This window comes from Planomonospora sp. ID67723 (assembly GCF_015711605.1).
Taxonomy (GTDB): Bacteria; Actinomycetota; Actinomycetes; order Streptosporangiales; family Streptosporangiaceae; genus Planomonospora_A.
In genome coordinates, this window is the sequence record NZ_JABTEZ010000002.1 from 1,599,087 (window position 1) to 1,613,343 (window position 14,257).

The following is a 14,257-nucleotide window of genomic DNA, read 5'->3' on the forward strand; positions in this document are numbered from 1 at the left end:
CGGTCAACTCCCCGTGGAGCGGTAGCGGCGGATGCCCGTCCGCCAGGCGAGGGCGGCGGCGAGGGCGAGGGCGAGGGCCGCGGCGGGCGCGGCGAAACGCAGCCCGTACGGCAGGCCGAAGGGGTCGTCCCGGCCCAGCACGTACAGGGCGGGCTGCCAGTTGACGAACGCCAGCGGGACGATGAAGGTGACGGCCCTGACGAGGTCGCCGCCGTAGACCGTCAGCGGGTACTGGGTCAGGGTGCTGCCGCCGTAGGTGAAGGCGTTGCTCACCTCGGGCGCGTCGGTCAGCAGGAACTGCAGCGCGCCGCCGATGGTGAAGATCGAGACGAAGATGACGAGCCCGCAACCGATCATCAGCGGGACCATCCAGAGCCGGCTCCAGGGCGGGTCGAGCCGGGGCAGGGCGATGCCGAGCACCACCGCGGCCTGGGCCAGGCGGCCGAACCGGTGCACACCGAACCGGTCGGTGGCCATCTGCACGAACGCGCTCACCGGGCGGATGAGCATGGCGTCGAAGGTGCCTGCCCGGATGTGCTGGCTGAGCCGGTCGACGTTGCCGAAGAGCATGTCGGCCAGGGCGAACGACATGCCCGCGGTGCCGTACAGGAACATGACCTCGGCGAGCCCGAAACCGCCCAGCGATCCGGTGTGCTCGAAGATGATCCAGATCGCCGCGACGTCCAGCCCGTTCAGCACGAACGAGCCCAGGGTCATCATGACCAGCGGGATCGGGTACTGCGCCGAGGCGCGCAGCCAGGTCCAGGCGAGCAGGAGGTAGATCCTAGCCACGGGCGGCCTCCCGCAGCGGCCCCGCGCGCTCATCCACCCTGGACCACCACCTTCCGTCGGGCGGCGCGGGTGGCCAGGGCGCCGAGGGCCAGCAGCGCCGCCGCCCACAGGGCCTGGAAGCCGAGGGCCTCCAGCACGTCCTTCTTGCCGAGGTAGACGTCGGCGGGGACCTGGACCATCGCGGCCCAGGGGAGGGACTGCGCCGCGGTGCCGAGCCAGCCCGGGAAGAGGTTCAGCGGCAGGACCATGCCGCTGAAGAACATCGACATGACCATGGACAGCGACTGCGTGCCCCGGTCGTCGACGATCCAGAACGACGACAGCGCCACCAGGTAGCGCCAGCCGAAGCTGACGACCACGCCGAGCACGAAGCTGGCGGCGAAGAAGGCCCACGTGGCCGGTTCCGCGGGGGTGACGATGCCGAACAGCGCGGCTCCGACGAGTGTCGGCGGTACGCTGCGCAGCAGGAACAGGTAGCCGGCGCGGCCCAGGTCGTCGGCGAGGTTCCAGGTCTGCAGGGAGGCCGGGCGCAGGAGGTCGACGGCGACGTCGCCGGTGCGCACGCGCTCGGCGAGCTGGACCCCGCCGCCGAAGAGCTGCATCGGGCCGATGAACGCCTGGCTGAGGAAGCAGAAGGTGACGGCGTCGGCGACGTCGTACCCGGCCAGGCCGGGGCGGGCCTCCCACAGGGCGATCAGGACGTAGGCGCGCAGGATCCCGAAGACGGTGTTGGTGAAGGCCCCGGCGAGGGCTGCGGCCCGGTAGGCGGAGTGGCGGCGGAAGCCGTACCAGGCGATGCGCATGTAGAGAAGGAAGGCGGCCTCCCGGGACGCGTGCGGGCAACCGTCCCATCTTCCTCGCGGCCCGTGACCGCGGCAACGGATTATGGCGCGGCGCCTGCGGCCGGGGCCCGGTGCGACCGGCTCGGGGGCAGCGGTGGGGCGAGCGATCGGGACGGGCCGCGCGGGACGTACGGCCCGCGATGGAGGGGGGTGTTCGGGGCGGCGCGACACGCAGCCGTAACCCTAGCGATATGTCCGATACATGATAGAACGAAGTTCTGGCTGGGAATCCTCCTCTCAGGAGGTTCCCGCATGCGCGATGAGATCGACGTGGACGTCTGTCCCGGTTACCCCGTCAGCTGGCAGGCCTCGGCGCTCAACGCGATCATGCGTGGCACGGTCAAACCGATCTCCGGTCTTCTCTTGCGTTCCGACCTCAGCGTGCTCGCCGCCTCGCGGCTGGTCGCGGCCGCGGGCAGGGTGCCGCTCCGGCTGCCTGCGCACGTGAGCCTCGTGCCGGACCACGCCGGGGGGTGCCCGGGGGAGTGGGTCCGCGCCGGGCACGGGCTCGACGAGGGAAAGGTGCTGCTCTACCTGCACGGCGGCGGCTATTTCGTCTGCTCCCCGGCCACCCACCGGCCGATCACCTGGCGCCTGTCGGTCACCGCCCGCCGCCCGGTGCTGGCCGTCGACTACCGCCAGGGGCCGGTCCACACGCTGGCCGAGTCGCTGGAGGACGCCGTGGCGGCCTACCTGTGCCTGCTGGAGCGGGGCTACGATCCCGCCGACGTCCTGGTCGCCGGCGACTCCGCCGGGGGCCACCTGACCCTGGCCACCCTGCTGGCGCTGCGCGACCGGGGGGTGCCGCTGCCCGCCGCCGCAGTGTGCCTGTCGCCCTGGGCCGATCTCACCGACGCCCCGCGGCGGGTCAACCGGCTGCTCGACCCGGTGATCCCGGCGGGCCGGGTCGACTGGCTCGCCCGCCGCTGGACCTCCGGCCTCGACACCCGCGATCCTCTCGTCTCCCCGGTCTTCGGCGACTACACCGGCCTGCCTCCGATGATGATCGTGACGGGCTCGACGGAGGTCCTCCGCGACGAGGGCCGGCGGGTCGCCGAACGCGCCCGCGCGGCCGGGGTCCCGGTCACCTACGAGGAGTGGCGGCGGATGCCGCACGTCTTCCCGATCCTCGCCGACGTCGTCCCCGAGGCCCGTAAGGTGTTCCAGCACATCTCCCGCTTCCTCGCGGCCGCCCAGCGGCTCACCGCCCGGGACGTCCAGGGGGATGCCGGAGACCGTACGGCCGCCGCCTGACGGCCCCGCCCCGGGCCGGGGCCGGGACACTGCGGATCCGCCTGCCGGGCCGCCCCGCAGAAGGCCGCGCCGCTCGGCGCTCCCAGCGGTCACATTCGCCTGTCCAGCCCCTTTGATCCCAATGGTTACTTACCTTGAGGGATGATTGGTCTTACCCGCTATATCCCTTATGACTAGTCAGGGGCGAACTCCTCTCGGATCCCGTCACAGTGTGCTTGCCGTAGCCCGTACAGAGAGGCTCGATCCGGATGGCACGTGGCGGAACTGGCCCCATGAGCGGCATGCCACCCGGCGTGCGGCCCCTGACCGTCGGGGACCCGGTCATCATCGGCCGTTATCTCCTGCTCGGCCGTCTCGGCACGGGCGGCATGGGTGTGGTCTACCTGGCCGAGCATCCCCAGGGCGGGGTCGTGGCGCTCAAGACGCCGCATCCGGTACACCTCAACGATCCCACGCTGCGTGCCCGTTTCGCGGAGGAAGTGGAGTTCTCCCGGCGGGTGACGCCGTTCTGCACCGCAGCGGTGGTGGAGGACGGCACCGACAGGGAGCGGCCCTACCTGGTCTCGGAGTACATCCCCGGTCCCGCGCTCTCCCAGGTGGTCGCCGCGCGCGGCCCGCTCACCCCGGACCTGGCCTACGGCGTTGCCCTCGGCGTGGCGGGCGCGCTGACGGCGGTGCACGAGGCCGGGCTGGTCCACCGGGACCTGAAGCCGGGCAACGTGCTGCTCTCGGAGACCGGTCCCCGGCTGATCGACTTCGGGATCGCCAGGGACGTGGACACCCTCGCCGCGCACACCCAGGCCGGGCAGGTGATGGGGAGTCCGGGATGGGTCGCCCCGGAGCGGCTCACCGGCGGTCCCGCCCTGCCCGCCTCGGACGTCTTCTCCTGGGGCTGCCTGATCGCCTACGCGGCCACCGGCCACCACCCGTTCGGCGCGGGCGAGCCCGACGTGCTGACCCGGCGGATCCTGGTCGAGCCGCCACGCCTGTCCGCGGTGCCCGAGCTGCTGCGCCCGGCGGTGGAGGCGGCGCTGGCCAGGGAGCCCGCACGCCGGCCCAGGGCGGCGGACCTGCTCGGGGCGCTGCTCGCCGCCGGCGGCATCGGCGACCCGTGGGACCTGCGCGAGGCGGTCGCCGAGGTGCTGGCCGAGATCTGGACGCCGGTGCCGTACCCGCCCGGAGGCGGTCGTCTCCGGCTGGCCTCCGGCGGATCGGCCGCCCCGGCGGACCGCCCGGAGCGGCCGGTCTCGGACCGGCCCCCGGCCCGGCGGTCCCGCCGGGCCGAGCCGCGCCGGGGGGCGCACCTGCCGCAGGCGAGCTTCGCGGCGCTGGCCACCGTGTCGATGGTGGCGTTCACCGTGGTCGCCGCGGGAAACGGCGGTCCCGGAGCGAGCCGCGGCGGGGTGCCCGAGCACGTCCCGATGGTGATCCCCGCCGATGGGACGACCGCGGGCGCGGCCTCCCGGGGGACCCGGCCCCCAGGAGGCCGCGTGGGGAGCCCGCCTCCGGTCAGCCCTTCCACGATCATGGTCACCGCCACCCGGACCGTCCCGCTGCCCGGGACGACCGACCGGTTGCAGGAGCCCTCACCGGAGAATCCGCAGGGCTCGCCCGACGATCCGGGCGCCGGTGCACCTGACGATCCCGGAGAGCCGCAGACCTGCGCGGACGTGAACGCCAAGGGCAAGGGCAAGGGGAAGGGCAGGGGCGGGGCGAAGGGCTGCCCGACCGCGACGACCGGTCCCAAGCCCTCCTTCACCCAGATCCCGCAGACCGGTGACGGAGAGAGCCCGTCACCGACGCCGACGGCGAGTACGCCGGGGACGCCGGCAGCCACGGTGTCCCCGACGCCCAGCCCCTCGATCCAGATCGGAGGCTGAGGCACCGGAATAAAACGGGATGAACGTCATGGATCTTGTCGATACCCTGGCCGCATGGCGACCAAGCTGAACCAGATCCTCGCCGTGGAGAAGGGCGTCAAGTCCGACACCCAACGCAAGGTGACCGACGCGTACCACACGATCCAGAAGAACGCCCTGCTCTCGGGCATCTCGCGGACCTATCAGCCGATCGACGACGACGGGGAGCACCTCCCGGCGGAGTCGACGCGGGTGCAGGTCCAGGCCGAGGATCTGCTCAAGCAGGTGGGAGCCGCGCTGACCCGGCTGTTCGACGTGACCGCCACCAAGGACTGGGCCAACCGCACCGCGCACGCCGACGTGAAGGTCGACGGCGTCGTCCTGCTGGAGCAGGTGCCGGTCACCTACCTGCTCTTCCTGGAGAAGCAGCTGGTCGACCTGCACACCTTCATCTCCAAACTGCCGGTGCTGGACGCGGCCGAGACCTGGGCGCTGGACGCCTCGACCGACTGCTGGCGGACCGAGCCGGTCAAGACGACCCGGACCAAACGGGTCCCGCGCAACCACGTCAAGGCCGAGGCGACCGACAAGCACCCCGCCCAGGTCGAGGTCTACCACGAGGACATCGTCATCGGTTTCTGGACCAAGGTCGTCTTCTCCGGCGCCGTGCCCCGCAAGCGGGTCAACGAGCTGCTGGAGCGGGTGAGCAAGCTCCAGGACGCCGTGAAGTTCGCCCGCGAGGAGGCCAACGGCACCGAGGTCGCCGACCAGCGGATCGGAGACAAGATCTTTGACTACCTCCTGAGGTAGTCTCTGCAGACTCCCCGTGGGAGCGCGGGGACGCGCGAGAGCGCGAAAGCTGAAACTGAAAGATCAGACTGACACGCGGCATCGGTGGGGGTTCGAGTCCCTCTCCCGGCACTTCCACGCCGGGATGGCCCAACAGGCAGAGGCGGCCGCTCAAGCTCAGACTATCGCTCCAGATTCAGCATTCGCCGCCGAGCGCCGGATCGACCGAGGGCAGGCGAAGATCGTCGGGTGTGGGTTCGAGTCCCACTGGACGCTCCACGTGCGTCCGTAGCTTAACGGCAGAGCACGACATCATCACGGATGACCGGCCCTCTTAAACGTGCCGGCGCCGCGACATGGCGGCACAGACGGCCCCCGGGGAATGGACACTTCCCCGGGGGCCACCGCCTTTCCGGCGTAGGCGGGCCGGGAGCCGGGTCAGTCCTTCTTGCGCTGGCGGATCAGTCCCATGAAGCCCGGGCTCGGCTTGAACTTCGCGGTCCAGGTCTCGGCGATCTCCAGGGGCTCGCCGGTCTGCGGGTTGCGCCCGGTGCGGGCGGGCTTGTGCACGATCTCGAAGGAGCCGAAGCCGGGGATCGCGACCTTGTCCTCGCTCGCGACGGCGTGCTGGATGGTGTCCAGGATCGCGTCCAGGGCGGCGGCGGTCTGCCGCCGGGTGAGGCCCGCCTCCGCCGCGGCCTTCTCGATCAGCTCGCGCTTGTTCATGTTCTCGTCCTCGTGTGTGCCCGGGAGGGCCAACACTACGGGGAACGCCCCGGCCGGTAGAACCCGTGCCCGCCGCCTCGGAGAAGGCGGCGGGCACGGGAGGGTCGTTCAGGGGCGGGCGGGCTGTGCGGCCAGCCGTTCCGCCTCCAGGTACAGGGCCTCGACGAGCACGAGCTCCAGGCGGAGGTCTTCGTCGGCGAGGCCGTCCAGAACGTCCATCGGGCCTCCCTGATTACACCGACGCCCCACGAGCCACAAAAGTTCACGCTCTATTCGGATCAGACCGGTGCGTGACCCGGCGTCGTCTTCTTCCCGGTCTCCACCGGCACCAGCGCTGCCAGGTCCACGTACCGTCCCACCTCGCGCACCCCGGCGCAGTACGCGATCAGCAGCCGTTCCCCGCCGACCATGCGCGTGACACGCAGGCACGGCTGGTCGTCGCGGACGATCGCCTCGACCTGGATGCCGTCCGGCCCTTGCCAGATCCCCATGGGTCCGAGGCTACGGAGAGGGGGGTAAGCATGGGGTAACCAATAGGGCATATCGGGATGGATTAGTGGCAACCAGGGCAATCGCGTGAAATCCATGGAGTACGCGCGAGACCCCGCCGTGCGGACTCGGGGGGGAAGTCCGTACGGCGGGGCCTCGTTCGACGACCTGGTCGTCAAACGGTCATCGGGGGTCATCGAGCCCGCCCGGGGAACCATCCCATGCCCTGGAAGTGTTCGGGCGGGCTCGACGCGAAGACCGCGTCCGAGATCAGTGAGCCTCGAACTGCTCCTCCTCCGTGGAGCCCTTGAGCGCCGTGGTGGAGGAGTCCGGCGCGATGGCCGTGCTGACCAGGTCGAAGTATCCGGTGCCGACCTCGCGCTGGTGGCGGGTGGCGGTGTAGCCGCGGGACTCGGCGGCGAACTCGGCCTCCTGGAGCTCGACGTAGGCGGTCATGCCGTCGTTGGCGTAGCCCTGGGCCAGGTTGAACATCGAGTAGTTGAGCGAGTGGAAGCCCGCCAGCGTGATGAACTGGAACTTGTAGCCCATGTGGCCGAGCTCGCGCTGGAACTTGGCGATGGTGGAGTCGTCCAGGTGCTTCTTCCAGTTGAAGGAAGGCGAGCAGTTGTAGGAGAGCATCTGGTCCGGGTACTTGGCCTTGATGGCCTCGGCGAACTCGCGGGCCACGTCCAGGTCCGGGGTGGAGGTCTCCATCCAGAGCAGGTCGGAGTGGGGCGCGTAGGCCAGACCGCGGGCGATGCAGGCGTCGACGCCGTTGCGGACCCGGTAGAAGCCCTCCGCGGTGCGGTCGCCGGTGGTGAAGGCCTGGTCGCGGGGGTCGACGTCCGTGGTCAGCAGCGTCGCGGCCTGGGCGTCGGTCCGCGCGATGATCAGGGACGGGACACCCGCCACGTCGGCCGCGAGGCGGGCCGCGTTCAGGGTCTTGACGTGCTGGCTGGTCGGGATCAGCACCTTGCCGCCGAGGTGGCCGCACTTCTTCTCGGAGGCGAGCTGGTCCTCCCAGTGCACGCCCGCCGCACCGGCGGCGATCATGCCCTTCATCAGCTCGAAGGCGTTCAGCACGCCGCCGAAGCCGGCCTCGGCGTCGGCCACGATCGGAGCGAGCCAGTGCGGCGCGTTCTCGTCGCCCTCGGACCAAGTGATCTGGTCGGCGCGGAGCAGCGCGTTGTTGATGCGGCGCACGACGGCCGGGACCGAGTTGGCCGGGTAGAGGCTCTGGTCCGGGTAGGTCTGCGCGCCGAGGTTGGCGTCGGCAGCGACCTGCCAGCCGGACAGGTAGATCGCCTTCAGACCGGCCTTGACCTGCTGGACGGCCTGGTTGCCGGTCAGCGCACCGAGCGCGTGCACATAGTCCTCGGTGTGCAGCAGGTTCCACAGGCGCTCGGCGCCGAGCCGGGCGAGCGTGTGCTCCTCCTGGACCGAACCCCGCAGCCGGATCACGTCCTCAGCGGTGTAGGACCGCTCGATGCCCTTCCAGCGGGGGTTGGTCTCCCACTCGCGCCGCAGCTCTTCTGCGGCTCCCTTGAGGCGATCGTTCATTTTTTCACTCCTTGTCGTCCCCTGGGTGCCTTGCCCTGAGTCTGTGCCCAGACGAAACGGGCAAACAAGGCTGATTTTGCGGAAAGAATCTCATTTCTTCTCTCCTTGGGAATACTGGCGGGTATTTGGCAGAGAAGAACTTCCCAGTTTTCGCTATGGACTAGACCAATCGGGCCTGTGGTGCAGACCACTCCGGACGCCGGGCGTACGAGAGCGAGAAGTGGGACGCGTCGCGCCGTGGTCGGCGGACGGGGAGCCCGGGGCGGTCTCACCCGGTGGAAAATACGGGGAAATTTCGCTTAGGATCGGGGTCATGGGATCCTTGGTGGGTGAAGAACCGCTTTCTTTGACGCAGGAGCTCGATCTCATCGCCTTCGGGCAGCGCCTGCGCCATCTGCGCAAACAGCGCGGCCTCACCCTCTCCGACCTGGGTGAACGCGTCGGCCGCGCGCCGAGTCAGCTCTCCCTGCTGGAGAACGGCAAGCGCGAGCCGAAGCTCTCGCTGCTCAAGGGACTCGCCGCCGCGCTGGGCGTACCGGTGGAGGAACTGCTGCGCAGGCAGGCGCCCAACCGGCGGGCGCAACTGGAGATGGCCCTGGAGGAGGCGCAGCGCGACCCGCTCTACTCCGCGCTCGGCCTGGCCAGGCTGAAGGTCTCCGCGCGCGTCCCCAACGACGTGCTCGAACACATCCTCGGCCTGTACGGCGAGCTGCGCGCCCGCGAGACCAAGGGCACCGCGACCCCCGAGGAGGCCAGGGTCGCCAACGCCGAGCTCCGCCGCAAGCAGCGCGAGCAGGGCAACTACTTCGCGGAGATCGAGAAGGCCGCGGCCGAGGCGCTGGCCGCGGTCGGCTACCGGTCGGGGGCGCTGTCCCAGAGCACCGTCCAGGCGCTGGTCACCCACTTCGGCTACACCGTGCAGACCGTGCAGGACCTGCCCCGGACGGTCCGCTCGATCACCGACCTGCGCAACCGGCGCATCTACGTCAAGCACGAGCAGGTCGGCATGCACACCCCCCGCACGATCCTGCTGCAGACCATCGGCCACCTGGCCCTCGGCCACCACAAACCCCGCGACTTCGCCGACTTCCTGCGCCAGCGCACCGAGGCCAACTACTTCGCCGCGGCCGTGCTCGTGCCCGAGGCCACCGCGGTGCCGTACCTGCGGGAGGCCAAGCAGGACCGGGCGCTCAGCGTGGAGGACCTGCGCGACGTGTTCGCCGTCTCCTACGAGATGGCCGCGCACCGCTTCACCAACCTGGCCACGCACTTCCTCGACCTGACCTGCCACTTCGTCCGCAACGACGCCGGTGGGATCATCTACAAGGCCTACGAGAACGACGGCATCGTCTTCCCCGCCGACGAGCAGGGAGCGATCGAGGGCCAGCGGATGTGCCTGCAGTGGTCGGGCCGCCAGGTGTTCGCCTCGCCCGACCGTTTCTCGGTCTTCTACCAGTACTCCGACTCTCCCACCGGCACCTACTTCTGCGTCGCCCACGTGGACCCGAGCCGCGAGCGGGACTTCGCCATCACCCTCGGCGTGCCCTACCGCGAGTCACGCTGGTTCCGCGGCCGGGAGACCACCCACCGCACCAAGTCCAACTGCCCCACCGGCGACTGCTGCCGCCGCCCGCCCGCCGAGCTGACCCAGCGCTGGGAGGGCTACGCCTGGCCCTCGGCCCGCGCCAACTCCCACGTGCTGGCCGCGCTCCCGCCGGGCTCCTTCCCCGGCGTGGACGAGGCCGACGTCTACACCTTCCTGGAGCGTCACGCCGTCGAGTGAGGCGGGGTGAGAACGGCCGACGGGTGGCCGGAGAAGCGGTAGGCCAGCGCCGCGGCCGAGCCCGCGCAGCGCAGCGAACGCAGGACGTCCGCGGGGGCCTCACCGGCCATGCAGCGCCGGTGGAGCTCCAGTGCGAGCTCCCGCGCGGCCTCGACGCCGACCGGCCAGAGCGGGGCGGCCACCCCGCCCGCTCCCGCCACCAGGAACGCCGGGGCCAGGTCCGCGGCGGCCTCCCCGGCGAGGAGGACGAAGGGCGCGCCCTCCAGGCGCTGCCCGGCGACCACGCGGGACACCGGCTCCGAGCCGCCGATCCAGAGCAGGCCGCCGGTTCCCCCGGGCACGGTCAGGCCGATCAGCTCCGACGGCTCGCCGTACGCCGCCAGCGTGCCGTGGAGCGCCGCCAGGCTGTCGCGGAGGCCGGCCGCCTCACCCCGGATGACCGGCGGCGGGGGCAGCTCCGGCCGGTGCCCGCCGAGGGACCACCGGCCCACCACCGCCTGGCAGTCGAGGGAGGCAGGCAGCGACGGATCGATCGGGCGCTCCAGCGCCGCGAGCTCCCACGGGACGTACGGATCCTCCGAGAGCAGGAGAATCCTCGGCGGACGCGGTGAGATCCGCGCGGCCACCGCCTCCAGCAGCTCCCGGAACCCGGCGGGGACCTTCGGCGCGAGCCGCCGCCCGGCGGCGCTCCGCGGGGGGAGGCCCGCTCCGGCGTGACCCGTCCCCGCAGCGACCTGCCCGAGCAGATCCCGGCCGAACGCCGGGGCCCGCGTGCCCAGGTCGCAGACCTCGGGCCGGTCAGGGGTGACGAAGTGCGGTGACAGATAGGACCACCACAGCCGTCCCGGCCGGTCGCCGTGGGTGATGACGACGGTGATGTCCGCGAAGCCGCCGGGCGGGAACGGCCGGACGGGGGTGCCCGTGACCGGCGCCGGGACGGCGTCGCGGCCGAGCAGGCCGGGGGAGTCGAGGACCGCGACGGCCTGCGCCCCGCAACCGATCACCTGGCCCCGCACCGAGTAGACCGCCTGGATCCGCCGGACCACCGCCCGGGCGGCTTCCCGGTCCGGTGGCGGGTGAGGGGCCCGCGCGTCCCCGGGACCGCTGCGGCCCCCGCGCTCCGGCGGTTCGCCGGGGTTCTGCGGGCGCTGGGAGTCCAGCGGGAGGGCGACCAGGCGCAGGACCGCCCAGGGATACGGTGACGTCTCGTCCACGCGGAGCCGTACCCGCCAGCCGTCCGGCGCCTCGAAGCCCTCGGCGACGACCTGGACGTCCAGCTCGAACGGTTCGCCGGGCGCCGCGGCGCCCCGCGGGCCCGCCGTGACGTCCGGGACCGTGCCGGCCGTTATCCCGACCCGGAGCTCCAGGTCCCCGCCCGCCACGACCTCCCCGGCCGTGTCGATCAGCGGGAACGCCGCCCACTCCGCCGGGGCCGCCCGGCCCCCGTCCGGCTTGCGGAAGGCTCCGGTCAGCCGGTGCAGCACCGAGGGCCGTTTCCGCCGGGCCGGGACTGCCGGATCCATGCCGTCTCCTCCCGCTCGGTCGGGCCTGAGCTGATCTTCCCATCTCGCGGCCGGAGACGGGAGCCGGTGCTTGGGGCGAATCAGTGCACCATAGGGTGATACCCGTGGATTCCGAGGTGATGGGAAGGGTGAGCTGTGCTGCCTGAGGTGGAGGCATGGCTGCGCAGCCGTACATCATCATCGGACGACTGGTCCCTGCCGTGGCTGCTGCAGGCCAAGGGCGGCACCACGATCAGCGTCGTGCTGCCCGCCAGGGACGAGGGAGAGACGGTCGGGGAGATCATCGCCGCGATCCGGCGCGAGCTGATGGAAGAGGTGCCGCTCGTCGACGAGCTGGTGGTCATCGACTCCCGCTCGACGGATGACACCGCCGCCCGCGCGGCGGCGGCCGGGGCCGTGGTGGTCGCGCAGGACGAGATCCTGCCGGACCTCAAACCGCTGGACGGCAAGGGGGAGGCGCTGTGGAAGTCCCTCGCCGTGACCTCCGGTGACCTGCTGGTCTTCATCGACGCGGACCTGCGGGAGTTCCGCACGTCCTTCGTGACCGGGCTGCTCGGCCCGCTGCTCGGCGATCCCGGCGTCGTCTACGTCAAGGGCTGCTACGACCGGCCGCTGCGCGACATCGGCAACGGCGGCGGCCGGGTCACCGAGCTGGTCGCCCGCCCTCTGCTGAACCTGCACTGGCCGCTGCTGGCCGGGTTCGTCCAGCCGCTGGCGGGGGAGTACGCCGGGCGGCGTGCGGTGCTGGAGCGGGTCCCGTTCGTCACCGGCTACGGGGTGGAGCTCGGGTTGCTGATCGACCTGCTGGAGCTGGCCGGGCTCGACGCCCTCGCCCAGGTCGACCTGGGCCGCCGGGTTCACTCCCATCAGTCCACCGAGGCCCTCGGCGGCATGGCCGCGCAGCTCCTGCAGACCTCCTGGTCCCGGCTGGAGCGCCAGGACAAGATGATCCCCCTGCACGAGCCGTCCCCCCGGCTGGCCCAGTTCCGCCGGGGCGAGGGCGGGCACCGCGCGACGGTGCGGGACGTCGCCGTGGCCGAGCGTCCTCCGATCATCACCGTCCCCGGGTACGGCTCCCGCCCGGGGGAGTGACCGGGCGGGCGGGGGTCGGCGAGGCGGAAGCCGTAGAGCCTGCCGACGTGCTGCGCCGGATCGTCGCCGGATGCCGCCGGGGCCCCGGCCACCTCGTCCGGGGCGTGGGCGCCGGGGCGTTCTCGTCTCGCCGCGGGGCAGGTAAGAGGGGGAGATCCAGCGGTCACCCACCTTGCGCGGAAGGCTGTACCGGCCAGTAAGGTATGGGTGTTACCGTTGGTAACGCAGCCCTGGAGGAGTGGAAGAATGAGCGAGACCGGCTTCTGCCCGGAGTTGAGCGACGACGTGCGCGAGGTGCGCGACTGGGTGCACGAGTTCGCCCGTACGGTCGTCCGCCCGGCCGGTGCCGAATGGGACGAGCGCGAGGAGACGCCCTGGCCGGTCATCCAGGAAGCGGCCAAGATCGGCCTCTACTCGCTCGACTTCTTCGCCCAGCAGTGGTTCGAGCCCAGCGGCCTCGGCCTGATCGTGGCGTTCGAGGAGCTTTTCTGGGGCGACGCCGGGATCGGCCTGTCCATCGTCGGCACCGGTCTGGCCGCGGCGGCCCTGTCCGCGAGCGGCACCCCCGAGCAGATCGGGCAGTGGCTCCCGCAGATGTTCGGTACTCCCGACGACGTCAAGCTCGGTGCGTTCTGCGCCTCGGAGCCGGACGCCGGGTCCGACGTGGGGGCCATCCGGACCCGGGCCGTCTACGACGAGGCCTCCGGCGACTGGATCCTCAACGGGGTGAAGACGTGGGCCACCAACGGCGGCATCGCCGACGTGCACGTCGTCGTCGCCTCGGTCGACCCCTCCCTCGGCACCCGGGGCCAGGCCTCCTTCGTCGTCCCGCCGGGGACGCCCGGCCTGTCGATGGGCCAGAAGTTCAAGAAGCACGGCATCCGCGCCTCCCACACCGCCGAGGTCGTCCTCGACAACGTCCGCCTGCCCGGCTCCTGCCTGCTCGGCGGCAAGGAGAAACTCGACGCCCGGCTGGCCCGCGTGCGCCAGGGCGGCCGGTCCGGGGAGCAGGCCGCCCTGCGCACCTTCGAGACGACCCGGCCCTCGGTGGCCGCCATGGCGGTCGGCATCGCCCGGGCCGCCTTCGAGTACGCCCGCGACTACGCCCGCGAGCGCGAGCAGTTCGGGCGCAAGATCGGGGAGAACCAGGCCATCGCCTTCCTGCTGGCCGACATGGCCACCCGCGTCGACGTCGCCCGCCTGATGACGTGGCGGGCCGCCTGGATGGCCCGTAACGGCAGGACCTTCGACCAGGCCGAAGGCTCGATGTGCAAGCTGGTGGCGGGGGAGACCGCGGTCTGGGTGACGGAGCAGGCGATCCAGATCCTGGGCGGGGCGGGGTACACCCGCGAGCACCCGGTCGAGCGCTTCCACCGCGACGCCAAGATCTACACCATCTTCGAGGGGACGTCGGAGATCCAGCGTTTGATCATCGGCCGCGCGGTCACTGGCCTGCCCGTTCGCTGAAATGTCCGCTTCCCGAAAGCGAGTCCTGACCCCTCGTTTTAGGGCCTGTTCAGTCCCTGTTCAGTCAGAGCCGGAGACGCT

12 protein-coding genes are annotated in these 14,257 nt (G+C 71.4%); 6 read left to right on the forward strand and 6 right to left on the reverse strand.

The window, feature by feature from the left end; all coding sequences use genetic code 11:
• Nucleotides 1-3: 3 nt before the first annotated feature.
• Together HS041_RS19795 and HS041_RS19800 are read right to left on the reverse strand one after the other, a co-directional pair.
• Entirely contained in the window at nucleotides 4-792 is a 789-nt protein-coding gene (locus tag HS041_RS19795; protein WP_307845375.1) for an ABC transporter permease, read from the reverse strand.
• 29 nt (nucleotides 793-821) lie between these two features.
• The gene (locus HS041_RS19800; RefSeq protein ID WP_196442132.1) at nucleotides 822-1,595 is read right to left on the reverse strand and encodes an ABC transporter permease; all 774 of its coding nucleotides are present in this window, start codon (nucleotides 1,593-1,595) and stop codon (nucleotides 822-824) included.
• A 291-nt stretch (nucleotides 1,596-1,886) separates the two neighbouring features.
• Here HS041_RS19800 and HS041_RS19805 point away from each other — a divergent pair, with 291 nt between their 5' ends.
• From HS041_RS19805 to HS041_RS19815, 3 genes are all read left to right on the forward strand, one after another.
• On the forward strand, nucleotides 1,887-2,888 hold the full coding sequence (locus HS041_RS19805) for an alpha/beta hydrolase (RefSeq protein WP_196442133.1): 1,002 nt from the start codon (nucleotides 1,887-1,889) through the stop codon (nucleotides 2,886-2,888).
• Nucleotides 2,889-3,160: 272 nt separating this feature from the next.
• A complete protein-coding gene (locus HS041_RS19810; protein WP_196442134.1) occupies nucleotides 3,161-4,768 on the forward strand; it encodes a serine/threonine-protein kinase in 1,608 nt (535 codons plus the stop codon).
• Nucleotides 4,769-4,822: 54 nt separating this feature from the next.
• Nucleotides 4,823-5,557 (forward strand): DUF7873 family protein, encoded by a 735-nt coding sequence (locus HS041_RS19815; RefSeq protein ID WP_196442135.1) that lies wholly within the window; start codon nucleotides 4,823-4,825, stop codon nucleotides 5,555-5,557.
• Nucleotides 5,558-5,974: 417 nt separating this feature from the next.
• On the opposite strand, the gene HS041_RS19820 is transcribed toward HS041_RS19815, so the two are convergent.
• The 3 genes from HS041_RS19820 to aceA form a co-directional block, all read right to left on the reverse strand.
• A complete protein-coding gene (locus tag HS041_RS19820; RefSeq protein WP_196442136.1) occupies nucleotides 5,975-6,262 on the reverse strand; it encodes an HU family DNA-binding protein in 288 nt (95 codons plus the stop codon).
• Between the two features lie 278 nt (nucleotides 6,263-6,540).
• A complete protein-coding gene (locus HS041_RS19825) occupies nucleotides 6,541-6,753 on the reverse strand; it encodes a hypothetical protein (RefSeq protein WP_196442137.1) in 213 nt (70 codons plus the stop codon).
• 268 nt (nucleotides 6,754-7,021) lie between these two features.
• Nucleotides 7,022-8,311, reverse strand: coding sequence for an isocitrate lyase (gene aceA, locus HS041_RS19830; RefSeq protein ID WP_196442138.1), 1,290 nt, complete (start codon nucleotides 8,309-8,311; stop codon nucleotides 7,022-7,024).
• A 313-nt stretch (nucleotides 8,312-8,624) separates the two neighbouring features.
• On the opposite strand from aceA, the gene HS041_RS19835 reads away from it, so the two are divergent.
• The gene (locus HS041_RS19835; protein ID WP_374058858.1) at nucleotides 8,625-10,094 is read left to right on the forward strand and encodes a helix-turn-helix domain-containing protein; all 1,470 of its coding nucleotides are present in this window, start codon (nucleotides 8,625-8,627) and stop codon (nucleotides 10,092-10,094) included.
• Here the strand turns inward: HS041_RS19835 and HS041_RS19840 are convergent.
• Nucleotides 10,079-11,617: a CHAT domain-containing protein gene (locus tag HS041_RS19840; RefSeq protein WP_196442139.1), complete on the reverse strand. Its 1,539-nt coding sequence runs from the start codon at nucleotides 11,615-11,617 to the stop codon at nucleotides 10,079-10,081. The two genes, HS041_RS19835 and HS041_RS19840, sit on opposite strands and share 16 nt — an antisense overlap.
• 135 nt (nucleotides 11,618-11,752) lie before the next feature.
• On the opposite strand from HS041_RS19840, the gene HS041_RS19845 reads away from it, so the two are divergent.
• Complete coding sequence (locus tag HS041_RS19845) at nucleotides 11,753-12,709, forward strand: glucosyl-3-phosphoglycerate synthase (RefSeq protein WP_196442140.1); 957 nt, start codon at nucleotides 11,753-11,755, stop codon at nucleotides 12,707-12,709.
• 246 nt (nucleotides 12,710-12,955) lie between these two features.
• A complete protein-coding gene (locus tag HS041_RS19850) occupies nucleotides 12,956-14,176 on the forward strand; it encodes an acyl-CoA dehydrogenase family protein (RefSeq protein ID WP_196442141.1) in 1,221 nt (406 codons plus the stop codon).
• Nucleotides 14,177-14,257 lie beyond the last annotated feature (81 nt).